Raw genomic sequence first — 23,148 nt, 5'->3', positions numbered from 1 at the left:
CTCCCTTTTCTGCTGCGCCCGGGGATAGGCAGCGGGGATGCCAGTGTCGAGCCGTGATCAGTCGCGCAGCAGCTCGTTGATGCTCGTTTTGGAACGGGTCTGCGCATCGACCCGCTTGACGATCACCGCGCAATAAAGCGCCGGCTTGCCGTCGCCGCCACCGATCGATCCGGGCACCACAACGGCGTAAGGCGGCACCTCGCCGCGGAACACCTCGCCGCTGTCGCGGTCGATGATCTTGGTCGAAGCACCGAGGTACACGCCCATCGACAGCACCGCCCCCTCCCCGACGCGCACGCCTTCGGCCACTTCCGCACGTGCGCCGATGAACGCGCCGTCGCCGATGATCACCGGATCAGCCTGGAGCGGCTCGAGCACGCCGCCGATGCCGGCACCGCCGGAGAGATGGACGTTCTTGCCGATTTGCGCGCAGCTGCCGACGGTAGCCCAGGCGTCGATCATCGATCCCTCACCGACATAGGCACCGATGTTGACGAAGCTCGGCAACAGGATCGCACCGGGCGCGACATAGGCGCCGCGGCGGACGATGCTGCCGGGCACCGCGCGGAAGCCGGCGGCGCGGAAGTCGGCCTCGGCCCAGCCGGCGAACTTCGAGGGCAGCTTGTCGAACCAATGGCCGGCGCCCGGGCCATTGTCGATCAGCGCATTGTCGTTGAGGCGGAACGACAGCAGCACCGCCTTCTTGAGCCACTGGTTGACGGTCCAGCCGCCCTCGCCGTCAGGCTCGGCGACCCGCGCGGCGCCCGCGTCGAGCAGCGCCAGCGCCTGGTCGACGGCGACGCGATACTCGCCGGTGGTGTTGAAGCCGAGTTCGGTGCGCGCCTCCCAAGCAGCCTCGACGATGGTTGCCAGTTCCTGGCTCATGATGCCTCCATGATCTGATGAAGCCACGCCGCAAGGTCGTGGACGGTAAAGTCGATGAAATCCCGGTCCGGTTCCGGCCCCTGCTCCGAGCCATTGTCCACCCACACCGTGGTCATGCCGATCGCCTTGGCCGGCGCGAGGTTGCGCGCCATATCCTCGACGAACAGGCAAGTGGTGGGATCGAGCCCGAAAGCGGCGCACAGGCCGGCGTAAGCGGACGGCTGCGGCTTGGGCTGGAGGTTCATGGCATGGATGTCGTGCACCGCCTCGAAGCTTTCGCCGAGACCGAGCCGGTCGAGCACCTTCAGCGCATAGGGCTTGTCACCGTTGGTGAAGACCAGCTTGCGCCCCGGCAGCCGGGCGATCGCCGCCGCCAGCGGAGCGTCATGCTCGAGCACGTCCATCTCGACGTCGTGGACGTCGGCGAGAAACTCGTGGGGGTCGACACCGTGATCCGCCATCAGCCCGGTCAGCGTCGTACCGTGCCGGTGAAAATAGTCCTTCTGGACGCGCAGCGCCTCGTCCGCGGGTAGGTGGAGGCGGCGGGCGACGTAAGCCGTCATCCGCGCATCGATCCTGGCGAACAGATTGGCGCGAGCCGGATACAGGGTGTTGTCGAGATCGAAGATCCAGGTGCGGATCGGGGCAAGGCGCGCAAGCATGGCCGCGGCTCTAAGCGGCGGGCCTCCACCGCACAAGCTGGCCCCAGGCCTGGATTAAGCAACTATAAAGAGGCAAACGGTAAAGCGCTGCAACAATGGGATTTTCGGGGAGGTTGACGGTGAACGCACGAGCATGGCTGCTGGCATCGGCAGCAGGCGCCGGCACGCTGTGCCTCTCCGCCTGCGGCGGCGGCAGCGGTGGCCTCAACAGCACGCCCGCGCCGCCGAGCGTGACCGTACCGACGCCGACCCCCACCCCGGTGCCGATTGCCACCCCGACGCCGACGCCTACCCCCACCCCGACACCCACGGCCAACTACGACACCAGCGAATATCGCGCGACCGTCGGCGCGGTGTCGATGAACGCGCTTGCGGCCTATCAGAAGGGTGCCACCGGCGCCGGCGTCACCATCGGCATCATCGACAGCGGCATTGATGCCGGCACCACCGACTTCGGCAGCCGCATTTCCACGGCTTCCCAAGACGTCGCCGGCAACACCTCCACCGATGACGAGAGCGGCCACGGCACCGCCGTCGCCTTCACCGCGGCGGGGCAGCGAAACGGCACCGGCACCCAGGGCGTCGCCTTCGATTCCACGCTGGTGATCCTGCGCGCCGATCGCCCCGGATCTTGCGCCACCGAGGGGCAGACCGGCGACGACACCGGGTGCAAGTTCGGCACCGACGCCATCACCAAAGGCGTCGACGCGGCCCGGGTCGCCGGCGCCAAGGTGATCAACATGTCGCTTGGCGGATCGACTATGCCCCAGAGCCTGATTGACGCGATCGGCCGGGCGACCGCGCAGGGCATCATCGTCGTGATTGCCGCGGGCAATGACGGCACCGACAATCCCGACCCCTTCACCACTGTCGCTTCCAGCGCAGTGGCGCGCAACCTCGTGATCGTCGCCGGTTCGGTGAACAGCAGCGACGCGCTGTCCACCTTCAGCGACAAGGCCGGCACGGGCGCCGCGCACTTCCTTGCCGCGGTCGGCGAGCAGGTTCGGGCGCCATGCGAGAACACCTCGGTGTGCCTGTGGAGCGGGACCTCCTTTGCCGCCCCGCAGATCTCCGGGGCGATCGCGCTGCTCGCCCAGGCATTTCCCAACCTTACCGGCGCGCAGCTGGTCGATCTGCTGTTCCGCACCGCCCGCGATGCCGGTGCCGCTGGGGTCGACACCGTCTACGGCAATGGCGTGCTCGATCTCACCAAAGCATTTCAGCCGGTCGGCACCACCTCGGTCGCCGGGTCTACGGTGCCGGTGTCAATCACCAGCAACGCGACACTGTCGGCGCCGATGGGCGATGCGACCAGCGCCGGGCTCGGCGCGGTGATCCTCGACAGCTACAATCGCGCCTTTGCGATCGACCTTGCCCGCACCATCCAGCGCACCGGGCCGCAGCGCACGCTGGCGGGCGTGCTCCAGAGCCGGCAGCGCAGCATGGCGATCGGCATGGGCGGCACCGCCGTGTCGATGACCATCGCGCCGCGGGCGACCGGCGACGCCGTGCTGTACCGTTCGTCGCTCAGCAACGGCCAAGCCGAACAGGCCCGGGCCATCGCCGGCTCGGTCACCCAGCGGCTCGGCGCCAAAACGTCGTTCGGCTTCGCCTTTTCGCAGAGTTCGGGCTCGCTGACCGCGCAGATGGTCGGCCAAGCCGAGCCAGCCTTCCTAGTCGCCGGCCAGAGCGGCCTCGGCTTCGACAGCGTCGCGCGCTCGGCGAGCGCGATCCGGCAGGAGGTGCGCGGCGTTGGCGTTACCGCGGCGATCGAAAGCGGCAACGTGCTCAGCCGACGCGATCCGTTGATCACCGGGCTCGATGGCTATCGCCGATCGGGCTATCAACGCACCACGCTGATGCTCGACAAGGCGTTCGGCGGCCTGACCACGACCCTCTCCGCCACCAACCTTGCCGAGCGCGACACGCTGCTCGGCGCGCGGTTCGACGGCGGGCTCGGTGCGGCGCGGGCGACGAGCTGGTTCGTCGACGCCGGCGCTCGCTGGCAAATGGGTGCCGGCTGGACCATGGGCGGCGCGTGGCGCCAGGGCTGGACCACAGCGGACCTGCGCGGCGGCATGGCCGGCAGCGGCCGGCTCCGCACCGAGAGCTTTGCCGCCGATGTCGGCAAGGATGGCGTGTTCGGGAACGACAGCCTCGGCTTCCGCTTCGCCCAGCCACTGCGGGTGTCGCGCGGCGGGATCGATTATGCGCTCCCGACCAACTATGACTATTCCACGCTGCAGGTGACGGAATGGACCGTCCAGCGGCTCAACCTCGCGCCGACCGGGCGCGAGCTGATAGCTGAAGCGCGCTACAGCGTCGTCGCGGGGCCGGGCAGCCTGCAAACCAATCTGTTCTGGCGGCACAATCCGGGCAATTTCGCCACCATCTCGGCCGATGTCGGCCTGGCGATGCGCTATTCGATGGGATTCTGAGGCGAGCAGCCGTCGCGGCGCGAGCTGCGATGCCTCGGGAAAGCGGTCATCGTGCCGCCGCGCACCATCGCAGCGTGCGTGGCGATGAAACCGAGGCTTCGCCCGTGCGTCATCCAAGCGCAGCTGTTCCGCGGCCAACAGGAACCATGCCGCCGCCGATTGCGGGCGGCAGGGGCAACGCCCATCTTAGACCCATGACCCGTTATTCGCTGCTCGATCTGGTGCCCGTCGTCGAAGGCGGCACTGTCTCCCAATCGCTGGCCCAGGCCGCGGATCTTGCCCGGCATGCCGAGATGCTGGGCTTCACCCGTTATTGGGTCGCCGAGCATCACGGCATGAAGGGGATCGCGAGCGCGGCGACCGCGGTGGTGATCGGCCATGTCGCCGCCGCGACCAGCCGGATCCGCGTCGGCGCCGGCGGGATCATGCTCCCCAATCACGCGCCGCTGACCATCGCCGAGCAGTTCGGCACGCTCGATGCGCTGTTTCCCGGCCGGATCGACCTTGGCCTCGGCCGCGCACCGGGATCGGATCAGCGCGTCGCCCGCGCCATGCGTCGGACGCTGGAGACCGATGCCAACGCCTTCCCGCAGGACGTGATGGAGCTGCAGAGCTATTTCGCCGACGACGGCCGTACCGGGATCAGTGCCACGCCGGGCGCCGGCGCCGATGTGCCGCTGTGGATCCTCGGTTCGAGCACCTTCGGCGCGCAGCTCGCCGCCGCGCTCGGCCTGCCCTATGCCTTCGCCTCGCACTTCGCGCCGGACGCGCTCGACCAGGCGCTGGCGATCTACCGGCGCGACTTCCGCCCGTCGGCGCAGCTCGCCAAGCCCTATGCGGTAGCCGGCTTCAACATCTTCGCTGCCGACAGCGATGCCGAGGGCGAACTGATCGCCAGCTCGCAGCAGCAGAGCTTCGTTGCGCTGCGCACCGGCCAACCACGCCAATTGCCGGCGCCGGTGGAAGGCTATCGCGCCAGCCTCGGCGCGCAAGGCGCCGGGATCCTCGACCATGTGCTGTCCTGCTCGGCGATCGGCTCGCCCGAGACGGTCGCGCGCCAGACCGCTGCGTTCATCGAGCGCACCGGGGTGGACGAGCTGATGGTGGTCAGCGCGATCTACGATCACGCCGCCCGCAAGCGCAGCCTGGAGATCACCGCGGAGGTGATGAGCGGGCTGACCATCGCGGCGTAGGCCGGCGGCAGCGCCGGACAAAACGGCGGAAATCTGCCGAAGGTCACGGTAAAGTCACACCTGCAAAGCGGCGCAGTTCACGGCGTCGGCAGCGCTGACATGCTCTTCCCTCGTGATGCTATTGGCAGCGGGAGCCGCATCTTGCCCGAGTGACAAGTTGAGGAAGTTGAGAGACATGGTGGAAACGGTGCTGGAGCATTGTTTCCATGCATGAGCTGTTGGTACAGTCTTCACTGGTGAGAAAGAGCGGCGTCACGCGCCAGCCTCCGCGTGGGTACGCGCACGGCGGGTGACCAATGCATGAAGCCTATCATCGCTGCGACCTGTAGGACAGCAACGGCGCCCAGCCATGCCGATGCTTCGAGCAGCAACCAAAATCCAAGACGGCGGCACCTCACCGGGCTAGACGGCGCGCATGGCCAATCTGCTGTGGGTTCCCGCGACGATCGCGGCATCGGTGTTTCAGGTTGGGCGCAACGCCCTGCAGCGCGGGGTGATGGCGGATTCCGGCCCCTGGGGCGCGACGCTGGTGCGCTTCCTGTTCGGGCTGCCGTTTTCGCTCGCGTTCGTCGGGGTAGCGCGGCTGCTGGTGCCTCATGCCGACCCGCACTGGGTGCGGGCCTTCTGGCTCTCGGCGATCGCCGGTGCCGCCAGCCAGGTGCTGGCGACCGCCGCGCTGCTGACCGCGATGCACCGCGCCGGCTTCGCCGTCGGCACCGCGCTCCAGCAAAGTTCGCTGCCGCTGGCGGCGCTGCTCGGGCTGGTGATCTACCATGACCGGCTGAGCGCGATCGGCTGGCTGGGGGTGGCGATCACCACCGCCGGGCTCGCGGCGCTGAGCTGGCCGGCGCCGCAGCAGCGCCAGGCATCGCTGAGCGGCGCGGTGTTCGGGCTGGTCTCTGGCTTGTGCTTCGGTTTTTCGCTGAACGCCTTCCGCCATGCGGCGCTGGCGCTCGACGCGCCGCATCCGGTGGTCGGTGCCATCATCAGCGTCGCGGTGGTGCAGGCAATGCAGGCGGCGGCGCTGACGGTGTGGCTGCTGTGGCGCGATCCCGCGGCGCTGGCCGCAGTGCTGCGCCGGTGGCGACCGTCGCTCGGCGCCGGGCTGTGCGGCGCCTGCGCCTCGGCGGGATGGTTCGTCGCGCTGGCGCTGTCGCCGGCTGCACCGGTCAGGGCGCTCGGGATCATCGAGGCGCCGATCGCGGCGCTGGCGGGGCACCGGCTGTTTCGCGAGACACTGAGCGTTCGCCAGATCCTCGGCGGCGTCGCGGTGATCGGTGGCGTGCTGCTGACCTCGCTCTACTGACCCGCTGTCCGGACCCCGGAGACCGCCCTACCCCGCCGCCGGCAGCCGCAACCGCACCAGCAGCCCGCCCAAGTCCTCGCTCTCCTCGAGGCTGACGGTGCCGCCGTAGATTTCCGCAACGTCGCGGACGATCGCCATGCCGAGCCCGGTGCCGGGCTTGCCGCTGTCGAGGCGGACGCCGCGGTCGAAGATGCGCAGCCGGTCTTCCTCGGGAATGCCGGTGCCATCGTCCTCGATCAGGAACTCGACGAAGCCGGCCTGGACGCCGACGGTGACGAACACGCTGCCGCCGCCATATTTGGCGGCATTTTCGATGAGGTTGCCGAGCATCTCGTCGAGGTCCTGGCGCTCGACATGGACCTGGAGGTCGCGCGGCCCGGTGACGTCGATGCGGACGTGGCGGTAGAGCCGGGCGACCGCGCGCTCGACCGATTCGAGGCTCGGCCAGACGTCGGCACGGCTGTGCGCCGAGCCGCGACGGCCGACCGCGCGCGCGCGGGCGAGATGGTGGTCGACCTGGCGGCGCATGGTGCGCGCCTCGCGGATCACGGTGTCGGCGAGATCGTCCGATTGTGCGGTGGCGGCGTTCATGATCACCGTCAGCGGCGTCTTAAGCGCATGGGCAAGATTGCCGGCATGGCGGCGCGCTTCCTCTGCCTGGCGCTCGTTATGCTCGATCAGTGCGTTCAGTTCCTCGACCATCGGCGCGACCTCGATCGGCATCGCCTGGCTAACCCGGCTCGACTGGCCGGCGCGCATCCGGGCGATCTCGGCCTGGACCTTGCGCAGCGGCCAAAGGCCATAGAGGGTCTGGAGCGCTGCCATCACGATCAGCCCGAGTGCGAGGAGCGCGAAGCTGCGGATCAGCGTGCGGCGGAGCACCTCGATCTGGCCGTCGAGCCCGGCACGGCTCTGCGCGACTTGAAAACGCCAGCGCACCTTGGAACCTGGCAGCATCGCATCGCGCTCGACGATGCGCAGCTTCTCGTCGGGAAATTGCGTGCTGGTATAGAAATGCGCGTCACGGTCGTTGTGCTGGCTGCCGTAAGCGAGGTGGCGATCCCACAAGGATCGGGAGGGGAAGACGTCAACACCGGGGGCGGATATCTGCCAGTAAAGACCGGAATTGGGCTCGAGGAAGCGCTGGTCGGCGGTCGCGTCGCGGCTGAGGATCACTTCCCCATCAGGCCCGATCTCCGCGGAGACGAGCAGCGAGCGCAGGACATATTCGAGCTGGTCGTCGAAGTTGCGGGTCACCGCGGTGACGAGCACGCGATCGAGCGCAAAGCCGCCGCCGGCAAGCAGCAGCGCGATCCAGCACGCCGCGACTAGGATCATGCGGCGCGACAATGAGCCTTTGGCGCGGGCGGGGACGCGGGGCTCGAGGGTGGGCGTGACGGCTTCCATGACTGGCTGCGGCTAGAGCAATCGTCCTGTCGCCCCCGTCACCAACGACGGATGAGGACAGGCCGATATCGCCTACGCGTCCGGATCTTCGAGGCTGTAGCCGAGACCGCGGATGGTGGTGATCACGTCCTGGCCGAGCTTCTTGCGAATGCGGGTGACGAACACCTCGATGGTGTTGGAATCGCGGTCGAAGTCCTGATCGTAGATATGCTCGATCAGTTCGGTGCGGCTGACCACCTTGCCCTTGTGATGGAGCAGGTAGCTCAGCAGCTTATATTCCTGCGCGGTGAGCTTGACCGGCTCGCCGGCGCGGGTGACCTTGCCCGAGCGGGTGTCGAGGCGGACGTCGCCGGCGGTGAGTTCCGAACTGGCATTGCCGCTGGCGCGGCGGATCAGCGCGCGCAGGCGGGCGATCAATTCCTCCGTCTGGAACGGCTTGGCGACATAGTCGTCGGCACCGGCGTCGAGCCCCGCGACCTTGTCCGACCAGCTGTCGCGCGCGGTGAGCACCAGCACCGGCGCGGTGCGGCCTTCCTTGCGCCAGCGATCGAGCACGGTGAGGCCGTCGACCTCGGGCAGGCCGAGATCGAGCACGATGGCATCGTAATTCTCGGTGGAGCCAAGGAAATGCCCCTCCTCGCCGTCGGTGGCGAGATCGATGGCATAGCCCGCCCCCTCCAGCGTGTTCTTGAGCTGCTGGCCGAGATTAGGCTCGTCCTCGACGATCAGAACGCGCATGATATCCCCTTGTTTACTGGCGGGTTAGCGGCCGGTGCGGCCGATGATCTGCCCCGAGCGGCCGTCCACGTCGACCCAGACGACCATTCCATCGCGCAGGAACTTGAGCGTGTAAACCGCGCTGCCGAAATCGAGATCGAAGCCAAGATACTCATATCCCTTCATGGTCGGCACCACCCGCGCCTCGATCGCCTTGGGCGAGAGGATGCGGCCCTGGCGGCGCGCGTCAATAGGCGCGTTCCTGATCGGTGCGGTGCTGGTCGAGCGGCGCGGCGAGCGCCGGTGCAGCGAGCAGGAGCAACAGGGACACGACAGCCTTCATGCGCGGCGCCCTAGCGCGCCGGCATTGAACATCCTGTGAATGGCCCCGCGCCTGATCCTCATCACGCCGTGCAACTTGCCGGACGGGCGCGGGTTCCCTACCTGCCCGGGCCATGGCCGCCCCGATCCTCGCTTATGAAGACCTCGGCCTGATCCAAGGATCAGGCTGGTTGTTCCGCAATCTCAACCTCCAGGTGGGGCCGCGCGACCGGCTCGCGCTGATCGGCCGCAACGGCGCCGGCAAGACGACGCTGCTCAAGCTGATCGCCGGCACGATCGATTCCGACGAAGGCCGCCGCGTGGTCGTGCCGGGGACGCGGGTGGTGCTGCTCGAGCAGGATCCGAACCTCGCCGGCTTTGCGACGCTGGCGGATTACGTGATGGCGGGCGACGATGCCCCCGAGCGGCACGAGGCGGATGCGATCGCCGACCAGCTCGGCATCGATCTGTCGCGCGAGAGCGGCTCGGCGTCGGGCGGCGAGCGGCGGCGGGCGGCGATCGTCCGCGCGCTGGCGCAGGACCCGGACGTGCTGCTGCTCGACGAGCCGACCAACCACCTCGATATCGGCGCGATCGACTGGCTCGAGCAATGGCTGGGGCGGTTCACCGGCGCGTTCGTGGTGATCAGCCATGATCGCACCTTCCTCACCCGGCTCACCAAGCAGACGTTGTGGCTGGACCGCGGCACCATCCGCCGCGCCGAGATCGGCTTCGGCGGGTTCGAGGCGTGGACCGAGACGGTCTATGCCGAGGAACAGCGCCAGGCCGAGAAGCTCGACGCGCGCCTCAAGATCGAGGAGCATTGGCTGCAGCGCGGCGTCACCGGGCGGCGGCGGCGCAACCAGGGGCGGTTGAGCAAGCTCAAGGACATGCGCGCCGAGCGCGCGGCGATGATGGGGCCGCAAGGCGCCGCTAATCTCGTCACCAGTTCTGACGACAATAAGACCAAGGTGGTGATCGACGCCACTCATGTCACCAAGAGCTTCGGCCCGCGCACGATCATCAACGATCTCAACCTGCGCGTGACCCGCGGCGACCGGATCGGCATCGTCGGGCAGAATGGCGCGGGCAAGTCGACCCTGCTCAAGCTGCTCACTGGCGAGATCCAGCCCGACAGCGGCACGGTGAAGCTCGCCAAGACGCTGGATGGCGTGGTGATCGACCAGCAGCGCAGCCTTATGGCACCGGAAAAGACGGTGCGCGAAGTGCTCGCCGACGGCGGCGACTGGATCGACGTGCTCGGCGTGCGCAAGCACATCCACGGCTATCTCAAGGAATTCCTGTTCGATCCGAGCCTGACCGAGGCGAAGATCGGCACGCTGTCAGGCGGCGAGCGCTCGCGGCTGCTGCTCGCACGCGAATTCGCGCGGCGCTCCAATCTGCTGGTGCTCGACGAGCCGACCAACGACCTCGACCTCGAGACGCTCGACCTGCTCCAGGAGGTGATCGCCGACTATGACGGCACGGTGCTGATCGTCAGCCACGATCGCGACTTCCTCGACCGCACCGTGACGGTGACGCTGGGGCTTGACGGCTCGGGCACGGTTGATGTGGTCGCCGGCGGCTACGAGGATTGGGAGCGGCGGCGCAAGGCCAAGGCGGAGCCGAAGAAGACCGCCGCGAAGGTGGAGGCCCCCGCCCCGTCGCCAGCCAAGACCAAGCTCACCTACAAGGACCAGCGCGACTATGATCTGCTGCCCAAGCGGATCGAAGAGATCGAGGCGGTTATCGCCCGCGACGAGAAGCTGCTCGCCGATCCCAACCTGTACACGCGCGATTTCGCCAGGTTCACCAGCCTCAGCAAGGCGGTGGAGGCGGCCCGCGAAGAAAAGGACGCGGCCGAGATGCGCTGGCTCGAGCTTGCCGAGCAGGTCGAAGCTCTGGGGTGAACGCGTCAGCTTGACGCCAGCGCGGATTAAGCGGTCAGCTCGAGCGTGACTTCGGTGCCGTCGGCGCCGCTGGCGGTGGTGATGACACCGCCGGCCTGGCGCGCGAAGGCGGGGATCAGGCGCGAGCCGAGGCCGTAATCGTTGCCTTGGGGTGCGGGAGCGGCGGTGTTCATGCCGACGCCATCGTCGGACACGATCAGCGCCCAGCCCTGCGGACGGGCGCGGAAGCACACCGCGATGGTGCCGCTGTCGCGCCCGGTGAAGGCGTGCTTGGCGGCGTTGGTGACCAGCTCGTTGGCGACGAGCCCTATAGAGACGGCGCGGTCGCGCGGCACCGCCGCCTCGTCGCAGTCGCAGATCAGGGTGATGCCGCCGCGCAGCGACAGCGCATCGGCGAGCGCCGAGCAGAGATCGCCGAGATAGGCCTGCATCTGCACCGTGCCCGACTGGCCGTCGCCACGGTAGAGATGGCGGTGGGCCCGGGCGATGCTCTCCACCCGGCGAAGCGCGCTGCCGAGCGCATCGGCGGCATCGCCGTCGGCGCGGCGGCGCTGGATATCGAGGATGCTCGTCACCAGCGCGAAATTGTTCTTCATCCGGTGATCGATTTCGGCGAGCAGCAGATCGCGATCGGCGATCTCGCGATCGCGCTCCTGCGTGGCGCGATGAGCGGCGCGGCGGAACATCTCGGCGCAGGCGATGGTGAGGATCGTGCCGAGGATGATGAACACCAAGGTCGCGTTGGCTCCGGCATTGGCGAAGCGGAAGCCGGGCTGGCGCGCGGTATAGGCATAGGCATAGCCGATGGTGGTGACCGCGGTAACCACGCCCGCCGGCCAGCGCGCGAACAGCGTCGCGAGCATTACCGCGGGGAACACCAGGGCGAACGGCGCGCCCCCAGTCGCCAGCGCGTCAAAGATCGCGCGGAGCAGGATGGCGCTGCTTGTGCACAGCAGCCCGACGCCGAGCTGCGTCACCCAGGGGGTGACGGTGGGCGAAAGCCGGTCCGGCAGGTCGAGTTCGCCCAGGCGAGACATGCCCGCAACGGAGCCGGTCGCCCGCGTCACGTCAAGTCGTGCCCGGTTGGCGCCAGCGACACGCCGGCACGACCGGCGAGATCGACAATATATTGCCAGGCGACCCGGCCCGAGCGGCTGCCGCGGCGCGTCGCCCATTCGAGCGCGTCCGCCGGATCCGCTTCGAGCCCGTGCCGCGCGGCATAGGCTGCGACCATCGCCAGATAGCCATCCTGATCAAGCGCGTGGAACCCGAGGCTGAGGCCGAAGCGATCGGCCAGCGCGAGATGGTCGTCGACCGCATCGCGCGGGTTGATCGCGCTCGATTGTTCGGCGATGTCGCGCGGCATCAGGTGGCGGCGGTTGGCGGTAACCAGCAGGCGGACATTGGCGGGCCGCGCCTCGGCCCCGCCCTCGAGCAGCGAGCGCAGGTGGCGCGCCTCGGCGGGATCGTCGACGCCAAGATCGTCGATGAAGATCACAAAGGCGCGGGGCACGCCGGCGAGCCCGGCGAACAAGGCGGGCAGCGTCTCGAGCGCGGCGACCTCGACCAGGGCGAGATCCCCGCCCTCGCCCTGCACCGCGGCGACGGCGCTCTTGACCAGCGCCGACTTGCCGGTGCCGCGCGCGCCCCATAGCAGCACGTCCTGCGCCGCAGCGCCCGCGGCGAACCGCCGCAGGTTGGCGAGCAGCGCCGCCTTCTGCCGGTCGATGCCGATCAGCAGCTCGAGCGGCAACGGCGCAAAGGCCCGCGTCGCGACCAGGGTGCGTTCGCGCCACACATAGGCCGGAAAGGCAGCGGCATCGGCGGCGGCGGGCGGCGGCGGGGAAAGGCGTTCGAGCGCGGCGGCGATGCGTTCCAGCGGGTCTGCCATGCTTCTACGGTGTCCCTGTCGGTGTGCGATGGAGCGGCCATGGCTGGCCCGGCTTGACTAGGCAAGCTGGTCGGCGCGAGGCCACGCCGGCGAAGGCTGGCGCTAGCGGGCGATCTGGCGAGCGTGGGCGGCGATCTGCGGGTCGGCCGGGGCCAGGGCGACCGCCTTGGCCACCAACTGGCGGGCGGCGCCCAGATCGCCGTCGGCGGCGAGCGCGACGCCATAGGCATCGGCGACGCCAGGGTTCATCGGCGCCAGCACATAAGCAGCACGCGCATAGCGGCGCGCCACCGCGCTCTCGTCGGCGGCGGCATAGGCGCGGGCGAGCCTGGCGAACAGCGCGGCATCGCGGTTGCCGATCATCCGGCGCAGGCTTTCAAGCGTCTCGATCGCCGCTGCGCCGTCTCCGCCCGCGAGTTGCAGGTCGCCGAGCAGGCGCAGCGCGGGCACGCTCTGCGGGTTTTGCCCGAGGTAGAGCGACAGCGCCGCGGCGGCATCGCGCGGGCGACCGGCGCGGCCGAGCGCGTCGACCAGCCGCAACATGGTGGGTTCGTCGAAGGAAAGGTCGGCGGCGGCGGCATAGGCGCTCGCCGCATCGGCCCAATGACTGGCCGCGGCGAGCGCGTCGCCGAGCGCGAGCCGCGCCGCAGGCGCACCCGGGCTGGCCGCGACCAGGCTGCGCGCGCGGGCGATGGCGCCGGGGATGTCGCCACCGTTCACCTGCGCGCGGATCGCCCCGACCACGTAATTGGGATCGTGGGGCGCGTCCGCGGCATCGGCGAGCACCGCGCCGACGGCATCGTCCGTCGCGAAGACGGCAGCGGTGCCGACCCGTGCTGCCGCGGCGCGATCAAGGAAGGTCGCCGCCGATGCCCGATCGCCGCTCGCCTCGAATGCCCGCGCGACCAGCAGCAGCGCATAGGGATCCGCGTCGTCGCGTTCGGCGACCGGGCGAAGGGCATCGAGCGCGCCAGCGGCATCGCCCGAGCGGAGCAAGGCCGCGCCGAGCAGGCGGCGGGCAAGCACGTTGACCGGCTGGTCCGCGACCAGCTGGCGCCAGGTGTCGATCGCCTGCTCATATTTGCCGTCGGCATAATCGAGGCTGCCGCTGAGCAGCATCGCCGCCGGCAGGTCCGACAGCGTATCGCCGGCCTTCTGGAGCAGATCGCGGGCAAGCGCGCGGTGGCCGGCGCGGACGGCAAGCACCGCCTGTAGGTACAGCGCCTGCGGGCTGCCGGGCCGGGCGGCGAGCGCATTGCGGGTGGCGGCGAGCATCTGCGTGTAGCGACCGGCCTCGCCAAGCGTCGCGGCATATTCGATCAGCGCCGGATGGTAGAAGGCGTCGCGCTGCAGCGCCGCCCGGAACCAGGGCAAGGCGGCAGTGAGACCATAACGGCTGCGGACGACCTCTCCCTGCAGCGTCAGTGCGATCGGCTCGCCGGGCAGCAGGCGCACCGCGCGGGCAGCCGCCGCAGCCGCGCCACCAAGATCGCCAGCGTTGAGCCGGATACGGCCGAGATCGGTCCAGGCGGCGCCGTCATTGGGTGATCGGGCGAGCAGCACGTCGAGTGCCTCGCCGGCCGCGGCGCCGTCGCCCTGCATCGCCAGCGCGCGGGCGCGGGCGCGGATCGCAACCGGATCGGCCGGGGTCGTCGCGGCGTCGCTGATCGCGCCGTCATAGTCGCTCTGGAGGAAGCGCGCCCGGGCGCGGTAGGGATCGAGCCGGGCGGCGGGCACACCGGCATCGCCGGCGCGGGTCAGCTCGCCCTCCGCAGCGACGCCGTCCCCCAGTTGCAGATAGGCGCGGGCGAGCAGCAGATGCGCCGGTGCGGAGCCCGGCACCATCTTCAGCGAGGCTAGCGCATGGTTGCGCGCGGCGCTGTAGTTGCCGCGGGCAAACGCCTGGTCGGCATCGGCGAGCGCGCGGCGTGGATCGACCGTCGCCGGCGAGCGCCACGCCAGCAGCACCGCCGCGGCGACGAGCAGCAGCAGGATCGCCGCGGCCACCAGCCGTGCGCCGACCAGCCGCGATGGGCGCGCCGGGCCAGGCCGGTGCGCGCGCCGGCGCGGCTTGAGCAGCGGATAGGCGGCCTCAGCCATGCAGGTCGTAGCTCTTCAGCAGATCGTATAGCGTCGGCCGGCTGACGCCGAGCAGCCGCGAGGCGCCGGAGATGTTGCCGTCCGAGCGGGCAAGCGCATGGCGAATCGCGCGGCGATCGGCGACTTCACGCACCGTGCGCAGGTTGAGCGGCACCTCGTCGCGATCACGGTCGTCCAGATCGAGGTCGGCCGCGGTGACGAGCTTGCCGTCGGCCATAATCACCGCACGCTTGATGCGGTTTTCGAGCTCACGGACATTGCCGGGCCAGCTCCAGGCATCGATCGCGGCGAGCGCGTCGGGGGCGAGGCCGGTGACGGGGAGCTTCATTGCCCCGGCATGCTTGTGGACGAAGGCGCGCGCGAGCAGGCTGGCGTCGCCGGGCCGCTCGCTGAGGCCGGGGATCCGCACCACGATCTCGGCGAGGCGATAGTAGAGGTCCTCGCGGAAGCGGCCCTCGGCCACCATCGTGTCGAGGTTCTGGTGGGTGGCGCAGACGATGCGGGTGTCGACGGCGATCGCCTTGCGGCCGCCGATCCGCTCGATCACGCGCTCCTGGAGGAAGCGCAGCAGCTTGACCTGGAGCGGCAGCGGCACATCGCCGATCTCGTCGAGAAACAGCGTGCCGCCCTGGGCGAGCTCGATCTTGCCCTCGGTGGTCTTGACCGCGCCGGTGAACGCACCCTTCTCGTGGCCGAACAGCTCGCTTTCGAGCAGCGTCTCGGGAATTGCGGCGCAGTTGATCGCGACAAAGGCGCCCTTGCGCCGTGGCGAGCTGTCGTGGACGCCGCGGGCGAGCAGTTCCTTGCCGGTGCCGCTGGCGCCGAGCAGCATCACCGAGACGTCGGCGGCAGCGACGCGCTCGATGGTGCGCACCACCCGGCCCATCTCGTCCGAAGCATAGATCAGGCCGCCAAAGCCGGATCCTTCCACCCGCGCCGCGAGCCGCCTGTTCTCGGCCTCGATGGCATGGACGTGGAAGGCGCGCGCGACGATCAGGCCGAGCGCGTCGATGTCGATCGGCTTTGCGTAGAAATCCCAGGCGCCCTGGGCGATCGCCTGGAGCGCGCTTTCGCGTGCGCCATGACCCGAGGCGACGATCACCTTGGTATGGGGTTTCAGCGACAGGATCTCGGCGAGGGTGGCGAACCCCTCGGTGGTACCGTCGGGATCGGGCGGCAGGCCGAGATCGAGCGTGACCACCGCGGGCTCATGCGCGCGCAACGCCTCGATCGCCTCGCCGCGGGTGGCGGCGGTGACGATCTCATAGCCCTCATAGGCCCAGCGCAACTGGCGCTGCAGCGCGAGATCGTCCTCGACGATGAGCAGGACTGGCCGTTGGCCCGACGGGTCGCTCATGCCGCGGCCTCCAGCGCCGGGGCTGGCGGCAGGATCAGGCGGAAGCGCGTGCCCTCGCCTTCGCGGCTGGCGACCTCGAGCGTGCCGCCCATCGCGGTGGCGAGCTGGCGCGCCTCATAGGCGCCGATCCCGAACCCGCCGGGCTTGGAGGAAACGAACGGGCGAAACAGGCGATCGCGGACGAAGGCCGGGCTCATGCCGACCCCGCGATCGATCACGTCGATGGCGATACCGGCATCGTGGCGGCCGACTGCCACCGTGATCGGCGCGCCGGCGGGGCTCGCCTCCACCGCATTCTGGAGCAGATGGCCGAGCAGTTGCTCGAGCCGGCCCGGCTGCGCAAGCGCGACCCCCGCGCCGGCGGCGTCGATCGGATGCTGGGCGCGACGATCGGCGGCGAGGCGCTGCGCCAGTTCGCCGGCGTCGACCGGCTGGACCGGTTCGTCGGCCGCCTGGTGATGCTGCGACAGGCGGGCGAGCAGCGCGTTCATGCGGGTGGCGGAATCCTTGAGGGTGGCGACCATGTCGGCGCGGAAATCAGGATTGTCGGCGTGGCGCTCGGCATTGCGCGCGACCAGGCTCAGCCCGCTCACCAGGTTCTTGAGATCATGGATGATGAAGGCGAAGCGGCGGTTGAACTCGTCGAACCGCGCGGCATCGGCGAGCGCGGCATGGGCGCGATCCTCGGCGAGGTAGCTCGCCGCCTGGCGCCCGGCGACGCGGAGCAGATCGAGATCCTCCCAGTCGAGCGGGCGATCGACCGGCGGGCGCGCGAGCAGGATCGCACCGATCAGGCTGGTGCCGTGGATCAGCGGCACCAGCGCCCAGGCGTCAGGCTGGTCGAGCATCCAGCCGGGGATCGCCGCCGTCTCCACCGCCGGCGCGGCACCGCGGCGGACCGCGTCGAGCTCGACGATGCGGCCCGAGGCGGCGAGGTGCTGGCCGAGATCGGCGCTGCCCTCGCCGGCCAGCGACCATGCCCAGCTGGCGCCGGCGATCAGCGCCGCGCCATCCGCGACCAGCAGCATCGCGGCGGGAGCGTCGGTGAGATCGGCCATCGCTTTGACGATGCGCAGGTCGAGCGGGTCGGCGGCATCGCCCGGGCGGCCGAGCCGGTCGGTGAAGCGCTGCCATTCGGCGCGATAGTCGTAGCGGTGGCGGAACAGGTGCTTGGCGACCTTGACCTTGAGCCAGGCGCGCAGCCACGGCGTCGACATCAGCGTCATCAGCGCCGCGGTGGCACCGAAGATGATCGCGGTCTGCACCAGCCGGACATTGTCGCCAGCCCAGCTCGCCGCGGCGCTGGTGAGGCCGACGGTGAGCGCGGCATAGGCCATCACCCCGGCGATCGACAGCGAGCGCAACGCCGCGGCGCGCGACACCATCAGCCCGCGGTCACCGCGGCGCTGGGCCAGGCCGAGGACCAGCGCCGCGCCCGCCATGGCGAAGCCGTACACCGCGATCAGCGCGTCGGGCCAGGCGCCAAGGGCATAGCCGAGCGCGGCGGTCGCGAGATCCATGCTCCACATCGTCGCAACGGTGATCGCGATCGGGATCAGCCGCGCCTTGTGCTGCGGCAGCAGGGTGATGGCGAGATGATGGACCAGCACCAGCCCGGCGACCGCGCTCATCATCCGGCAGACGAGCGACGCGCCGTATAGCGCCGCCGCGCCCTCGCCGTCGAACGGCAGCGTCTGGAGGATGGCGAGGATCGCGGTCAACAGCGCCATGCCGATCGCCACCAGATAGACCGCAAGCAGCGCATAGCCGCCGGCGCGCGCGCGGCGGACGAGCAGCGCCATCAGCCCGAGCCAGGCGATGTTGCGCGCCGCCAGCGCGAGGCTGGTGGCGACGTCGCGCGAGTCGATCCCCGCCACCGCCAGCGCCCACAAGGCGGTGACGAACAGCGCCAGCGCCAGCGCCCGATCCGTGGCGTCGAGCCGCGCGCGGCGCATCACCGCGAGCGCGAGCACGCCGAACATCAGCGCGGCGAGCGCATGGCCCCACAGGATCAGCGACACGGTCATCGCGCGCCCGACGGCCAGAGCACGACGCGCAGCGTCTGCAGCAGGATCAGCAGATCGAGGAAGGGCGAATAGTTCTTGGCGTAGTAGAGATCATATTCAAGCTTGTGCCGCGAATCCTCGATCGAGGCGCCATAGGGATAGTTGATCTGCGCCCAGCCGGTAATTCCCGGCTTCACCATGTGGCGCTCGGCGTAGAAGGGCAGCTGCTGCTCCAGCTGCTCGACGAACTGCGGCCGCTCGGGACGCGGGCCGACGAAACTCATCTCGCCCTTCAGCACCGTCCAGGTCTGCGGCAGCTCGTCGATCCGCACCTTGCGGATGAAGCGGCCGATGCGGGTGATGCGCGGATCGTCCGCCGCCGCCCACACTGCCTTGCCGGCAACCTCGGCATCCTGCCGCATCGAGCGCAGCTTCACGATGTCGAAGCCCTGATTGTACAGGCCGACGCGGCGCTGGCGGTAGAAAGCCGGCCCACGCGATTCGAGCTTGATCGCCACCGCGGTGACGAGGATCACTGGCAGCGTCAGCGCCAGCAGCAGCAGGCTGGCGACGATGTCGAACGCACGCTTGAACACGCTCGAGAGCATGCGGCCCGAGGCGAAGCCGTCCGAGAAGATCAGCCACGACGGGTTGACGCTGTTGAGATCGATCCGCCCGGTCTCCCGCTCAAGAAAGCTCGATATTTCGCTGACCATCACGCCGGTCGTCTTGACGCGCAGCAGGTCCTTGAGCGGCAGCGCGTTGCGGCGCTCCTCGAGTGCCAGCACCACTTCGCTGGCGTTGAGATCGACCACATGCGCGGCGAGGTTGGGGATCTGCTCGCGCGGCACCGCGTCGGCGACCACCTGGTTGGCCTCGGCCATCGCGACGTAGCCGGCGACCACCACGTTGACGCCCGGCAGGTCGGCGAGCGCGCCGATCCGCGCCGCGCGTGCGCCGGCGCCGAGCACGACGATCCGCCGCTTGAAGGTATCGCCGCCCAGCGAGCGGTTGAGCAGCGCGCGCACGGCCACCAGCAACACCGAGGCGATGACCATCGAATAGAGCAGGTTCGAGCGCCAGAAGGTGAGCGCCGGCACCAGGAAGAAGATCAGCGCGAGAAAGGTGACGCCAAGCGCGATCGCCACCGCCAGCCGCGCCGCGGCGAAGCGGAGGGACAAGAAGGAGGCGACGCCGTACGCGCCGACCGCGACCAGCGAGATCTGCAGCGCGGCGACGAAACTCAGCAATTGCGGAATGCGGGTGGTGATCGATTCCACCGCCATGCCGATCTGATGCGCGCGGATCACCCAGCCCATCTCGGCGGCGATGAACAGCAACAGCGCATCGACAAGCCCGAGCAGCAGCACCGCGTGCGGGATGTAATGCTTGAACAGCCGTATCACCGTGTCGCCTCCGCTACAGGGCGGGTGTAAACATTCCCGACATGTCATCGGCCTGTCGCAGCAAAAGACAAATAAAGGCTGAACGCGGGACACAGATAGCCATTCCGGTTCGGCCGCCGACACGATAGGGTTGCCGGGAAATCAGGAGTTTTCACCCCACATGACGATCGTTCCCGTGATCCTGTCCGGCGGATCGGGCACCCGGCTCTGGCCGATGTCCCGCCCCGAGATGCCCAAGCAGATGCTCGCGCTGACCGCCGAGGAGACGATGCTCCAGCTCACCGCGCGCCGGGCGCATGGCGAGGGCTTTGCGGCACCGATCATCGTCGCCAACGCCCGCCACGCCGATCTGATCGACGAGCAGCTTGCCGCGGTTGGCGCCAACGCCCAGGCGGTGATCCTCGAGCCCGCGGGCCGCAACACCGCGCCGGCGATCGCGCTGGCGGCACTTGCCGCCGGTGGCGAGAATGCGCTGCTGGTGATGCCGTCGGATCACGTCATCACCGATCTCAACGCCTTCCACACCTCGATCCAGGCGGCGATGCCGCTGGTCGCCGAGGGCTGGATGGTGACCTTCGGCATCACCCCCGATGCGCCCGAGACCGGCTATGGCTGGATCAAGATCGGCGACGAGATCAGCGGCGGCGTCCACCGCGTCGAGCGCTTCGTCGAAAAGCCGCCGCTCGATCGAGCCGAAGAGATGCTCGCCTCGGGCGACCATGCCTGGAACGGCGGCATCTTCCTGTTTCGTGCCGACATCTTCCTCGGCGAGCTCGCCGCGCATGCGCCGGGCATCGTCACCGCGGTGACCGATTCGCTCGCCAAGGCGCGACGCGACGGCGCGCGCATCTATCCCGACGCCGATTCCTTTGCGACTTCGCCGTCGGATTCGATCGACTATGCGGTGATGGAAAAGGCCGAGCGGGTCGCGGTGGTGCCGGTGGCGATGGGCTGGAGCGACGTCGGCAGCTGGGACGCGCTGCATGCGATCAGCGATCTCGACGTCGACGGCAATGCCCATGGCAGCACCGGCAGCGGCGAAGTGCTCGCGATCGAGACCGAGAACTGCCTGGTGCGCTCGGACGGCGTGCGCGTCGCGCTGGTCGGCGTCAGTGATCTCATCGTGGTGGCGAGCGGCAACGACGTGCTGATCCTGCCGCGCGGGCGCAGCCAGGAGGTCAAGAAACTGATCGAGGCGATGAAGAAGTAAGGGGCTTCACCTCCACACCGTCATCCCAGCGCAGGCTGGGATGACGGTGTGGCGAGCACAAGTGCCACCACGGAGCGACCCGGCTTTCGCTGCGGTGGCGGCAAGAGGCTGCCCTACAGCAGCTCCTCATGCGCCAACGCCTTGCGCACCGCCTCGCGGCCCATCATCCGCGCCTGGAACTCGCCGAGATAATCCGGCACCTCGATCTCGAAGCGTCGCGCCCACAACAGCATCACGAACAGATAGCAGTCCGCGACGCTCAACTCAGGCCCGAACAGATAATCGCCGACCATCGTGTCGGACAGATAGCGGAGGCGCCTGGCGATGACACCCTTCGCCTGCTGCCTAGCGACATCGTCGGCACCACCCATCAGCGGCTTGAACCCCTTGTGGATCTCGCTGCCGATATAGCCGAGCGCCTCGACCAAATGGGTGCAGCCCATGTGACCGGCCGGGCGGAGATGCGGCGCCTGCTCAGCGATCCAGTACAGGATCGCGACATTCTCGGTCAGCGTCTCGCCGCTGTCGATCGTCAGCGCCGGCACGTACCCCTTGGGGTTGATCGCGGCGTAATCGCCGTCGTGCTCGGTCCTCTTGGTGCGCAGGTCGACGCGCTCATGCTCAAAGGCGAGCCCCGCCTCGTGAAGCGCGATGTGATCGGCGAGGCTGCACGCGCCGGGGCTGTAGTAAAGCTTCACTGTTATTCTCCTGATACCGCTCAGCGGCTGATCGTCCAGGCCCACAGCCCGGCGAGCCCTGCCGCGCCGATCAACAGCTGCACCGGCCGAAGGGTCGCGAAGAAGGCGGGGGCATCGCCGGCCAGTGCGGCGCGGCGATCGAGCAGCGCGGCCACCGCAAAGCCGAGGATCAACGGCAACAGCGCATGGCTGGGGCGCCCGATCACCAGGCCGAGACCGGCGAGCACGAAATAGCCGATGCTGGTAGCGATCGAGACGGCGGTCGACGCACGCGGATTGCCGAAGCCATAACCGCGGCGAACGCCGGCGATGAAGGCAAGGATCAGTGCGCCCCAGATGATCCCGGCCTGGACCGCGAAATATGCGTAGAGATCCGGGAGCACCCAGGCACCGAGTGCTGCCGCGACCAGCGGGATCATCGGCCCATAGCCGAGAATGATGCCGTCGGTGGGCGTAGCCGTGGTCGAGCGATCGGTCATCGGCGGCCAACGTGCAGAGCCCGAGGCTGGTTGCACGCATTCGTGGCTAGCGCGGCGGTTACCGTACCCGGCAATCGGCCATCGATGGACGACGACTGCCGCTCACGGCTCCAACGTCAAGGTCGCCGTCGGGGTCCCGCGGCGTCTTCGGCGCCGGTCAAAGGCGCTGACGGTACCCGGCCGCGCATCCCGAGGCTCAGCCGGCAAGCGCCGCGAAGACGCGGCGGACCTGTTCTTCCGAGGCATCGGGATGGACGCTGACCCGGGTGCCGCCGGCGAGTTCGACCTCGACGCAGTCGGGGCATGCACGGTGCCGACCCGTCACGGCGGCGGCGGCTTCGGGCGCGCCGCCCGGCGCCGGCACGGCAGCGGGCTTGGGATAGACCTGCGCCATGAACGCATAATCGCTCGAATCGATGTCGGCGCCGCCGGGGATGCCGCGGCCATCCGTCGTCAGCCCGGCCGGAATTTGATAGCACATGATCGAATTCATGTCGGGTCGCGGCGTACCCCATAGCGATCCATCTTCCAGCGGGGTCAGGACCTGGCGGATCACCTGCTCTTCGCTCCACCCCTGGGTCTGGCCATAATATTCGATGGCCTTGGCGCGATCGATCCTGGCGATCAGTTCGGCGCGCATATGCTCATGCGGGCAGCCCAAGGTATGGCCGGTTTCGTGCCGGACGACGCGGTGGAACTCGGAGTCCGGCGTCGCCATGGTGAACCCTTCGAGGTTCATGGTCTGCTTGGCCTTGTCGATCAGCAGGATGTCGGTGCCGAGATAGGACCAATAGCCGCCCCGCTCGCGCGAGATGCGCACCTTGGGATCGACGTTGCTTTCGGTGAAAGTGACGTTTGCCGAGGCATTCCAGGCATTCATGTGCTGGAGGATCTTCCGACGCAGCTCGACCGGCGGGTTGTCGAGGAAGCCAACCGTGAGCGTGCAGCCGCCCCCGCGCCAATATTTGGTCGTGAGCACCGCGATGTTTTCACTGCTGATGGCGAATTCGGGATTGTGGGTGAGCAGCCGGTGAATGCCGGCCGGGTGATTGACGGGATTTTCGTTGCGCGCCACCCGTGCCGACTCGGTCAGGAGGTCGTTTCCGAGATGCTTGGGGGTGCAGGCGATCGGGGTGGCGGTCTTGGCGGGGCTAGGCATGAC

At 68.9% G+C, this 23,148-nt stretch carries 19 protein-coding genes; 5 read left to right on the top strand and 14 right to left on the bottom strand.

The window, feature by feature from the left end; translation table 11 throughout:
• Positions 1-57: 57 nt before the first annotated feature.
• Positions 58-885 (bottom strand): 2,3,4,5-tetrahydropyridine-2,6-dicarboxylate N-succinyltransferase, encoded by an 828-nt coding sequence (gene dapD / locus AC07M8_RS14690; RefSeq protein WP_495175073.1) that lies wholly within the window; start codon positions 883-885, stop codon positions 58-60.
• Positions 882-1,547, bottom strand: coding sequence for a pyrimidine 5'-nucleotidase (locus AC07M8_RS14685; protein WP_495175072.1), 666 nt, complete (start codon positions 1,545-1,547; stop codon positions 882-884). The genes dapD and AC07M8_RS14685 overlap by 4 nt, the downstream gene beginning before the upstream one ends.
• Before the next feature lie 119 nt (positions 1,548-1,666).
• On the opposite strand from AC07M8_RS14685, the gene AC07M8_RS14680 reads away from it, so the two are divergent.
• The 3 genes from AC07M8_RS14680 (at position 1,667) to AC07M8_RS14670 (ending at position 6,484) form a co-directional block, all read left to right on the top strand.
• Positions 1,667-3,985: a S8 family peptidase gene (locus AC07M8_RS14680; protein WP_495175071.1), complete on the top strand. Its 2,319-nt coding sequence runs from the start codon at positions 1,667-1,669 to the stop codon at positions 3,983-3,985.
• Between the two features lie 194 nt (positions 3,986-4,179).
• Complete coding sequence (locus AC07M8_RS14675; RefSeq protein WP_495175070.1) at positions 4,180-5,178, top strand: LLM class flavin-dependent oxidoreductase; 999 nt, start codon at positions 4,180-4,182, stop codon at positions 5,176-5,178.
• 415 nt (positions 5,179-5,593) lie between these two features.
• A complete protein-coding gene (locus tag AC07M8_RS14670; protein WP_495175069.1) occupies positions 5,594-6,484 on the top strand; it encodes a DMT family transporter in 891 nt (296 codons plus the stop codon).
• A gap of 27 nt (positions 6,485-6,511) precedes the next feature.
• On the opposite strand, the gene AC07M8_RS14665 is transcribed toward AC07M8_RS14670, so the two are convergent.
• The 3 genes from AC07M8_RS14665 to AC07M8_RS14655 form a co-directional block, all read right to left on the bottom strand.
• The gene (locus AC07M8_RS14665) at positions 6,512-7,891 is read right to left on the bottom strand and encodes a sensor histidine kinase (protein WP_495175068.1); all 1,380 of its coding nucleotides are present in this window, start codon (positions 7,889-7,891) and stop codon (positions 6,512-6,514) included.
• A 72-nt stretch (positions 7,892-7,963) separates the two neighbouring features.
• On the bottom strand, positions 7,964-8,629 hold the full coding sequence (locus AC07M8_RS14660) for a response regulator transcription factor (protein WP_267394055.1): 666 nt from the start codon (positions 8,627-8,629) through the stop codon (positions 7,964-7,966).
• Positions 8,630-8,653: 24 nt separating this feature from the next.
• A complete protein-coding gene (locus AC07M8_RS14655) occupies positions 8,654-8,794 on the bottom strand; it encodes a hypothetical protein (protein WP_495175067.1) in 141 nt (46 codons plus the stop codon).
• Positions 8,795-9,063: 269 nt separating this feature from the next.
• Between AC07M8_RS14655 and AC07M8_RS14650 the strand changes: the two genes are divergently transcribed.
• Entirely contained in the window at positions 9,064-10,839 is a 1,776-nt protein-coding gene (locus tag AC07M8_RS14650) for an ABC-F family ATP-binding cassette domain-containing protein (RefSeq protein WP_495175066.1), read from the top strand.
• 26 nt (positions 10,840-10,865) lie between these two features.
• Here the strand turns inward: AC07M8_RS14650 and AC07M8_RS14645 are convergent, their stop codons facing one another.
• From AC07M8_RS14645 to AC07M8_RS14620, 6 genes are all read right to left on the bottom strand, one after another.
• Positions 10,866-11,876 (bottom strand): sensor histidine kinase, encoded by a 1,011-nt coding sequence (locus AC07M8_RS14645; protein ID WP_495175065.1) that lies wholly within the window; start codon positions 11,874-11,876, stop codon positions 10,866-10,868.
• 26 nt (positions 11,877-11,902) lie between these two features.
• Entirely contained in the window at positions 11,903-12,730 is an 828-nt protein-coding gene (locus tag AC07M8_RS14640) for an ATP-binding protein (RefSeq protein WP_495175064.1), read from the bottom strand.
• A 102-nt stretch (positions 12,731-12,832) separates the two neighbouring features.
• Positions 12,833-14,830, bottom strand: coding sequence for a tetratricopeptide repeat protein (locus tag AC07M8_RS14635; protein WP_495175063.1), 1,998 nt, complete (start codon positions 14,828-14,830; stop codon positions 12,833-12,835).
• Positions 14,823-16,187, bottom strand: a complete 1,365-nt coding sequence (gene prsR, locus AC07M8_RS14630; RefSeq protein WP_495175062.1) for a PEP-CTERM-box response regulator transcription factor — start codon at positions 16,185-16,187, stop codon at positions 14,823-14,825. The genes AC07M8_RS14635 and prsR overlap by 8 nt, the downstream gene beginning before the upstream one ends.
• The gene (prsK, locus tag AC07M8_RS14625; RefSeq protein WP_495175061.1) at positions 16,184-18,214 is read right to left on the bottom strand and encodes an XrtA/PEP-CTERM system histidine kinase PrsK; all 2,031 of its coding nucleotides are present in this window, start codon (positions 18,212-18,214) and stop codon (positions 16,184-16,186) included. The genes prsR and prsK overlap by 4 nt, the downstream gene beginning before the upstream one ends.
• Complete coding sequence (locus tag AC07M8_RS14620) at positions 18,211-19,599, bottom strand: TIGR03013 family XrtA/PEP-CTERM system glycosyltransferase (protein ID WP_495175060.1); 1,389 nt, start codon at positions 19,597-19,599, stop codon at positions 18,211-18,213. Before AC07M8_RS14620 ends, prsK begins: the two co-directional genes overlap by 4 nt.
• 160 nt (positions 19,600-19,759) lie before the next feature.
• Between AC07M8_RS14620 and AC07M8_RS14615 the strand changes: the two genes are divergently transcribed.
• A complete protein-coding gene (locus AC07M8_RS14615; protein WP_495175059.1) occupies positions 19,760-20,809 on the top strand; it encodes a mannose-1-phosphate guanylyltransferase/mannose-6-phosphate isomerase in 1,050 nt (349 codons plus the stop codon).
• Between the two features lie 113 nt (positions 20,810-20,922).
• Here AC07M8_RS14615 and AC07M8_RS14610 read toward each other — a convergent pair whose 3' ends face one another.
• The 3 genes from AC07M8_RS14610 to AC07M8_RS14600 all read right to left on the bottom strand — a co-directional run bounded on the left by AC07M8_RS14610 (position 20,923) and on the right by AC07M8_RS14600 (position 23,145).
• Positions 20,923-21,507: a glutathione S-transferase N-terminal domain-containing protein gene (locus AC07M8_RS14610; protein ID WP_495175058.1), complete on the bottom strand. Its 585-nt coding sequence runs from the start codon at positions 21,505-21,507 to the stop codon at positions 20,923-20,925.
• Positions 21,508-21,527: 20 nt separating this feature from the next.
• Complete coding sequence (locus tag AC07M8_RS14605; RefSeq protein WP_495175057.1) at positions 21,528-21,986, bottom strand: DUF3429 domain-containing protein; 459 nt, start codon at positions 21,984-21,986, stop codon at positions 21,528-21,530.
• Positions 21,987-22,182: 196 nt separating this feature from the next.
• Positions 22,183-23,145: a M12 family metallopeptidase gene (locus AC07M8_RS14600; RefSeq protein ID WP_495175056.1), complete on the bottom strand. Its 963-nt coding sequence runs from the start codon at positions 23,143-23,145 to the stop codon at positions 22,183-22,185.
• Positions 23,146-23,148: the final 3 nt, after the last annotated feature.

It is taken from the genome of Sphingomonas sp. GW821-FHT09E03, assembly GCF_059416225.1.
This window is presented reverse-complemented; position numbering and strand designations above follow the sequence as displayed.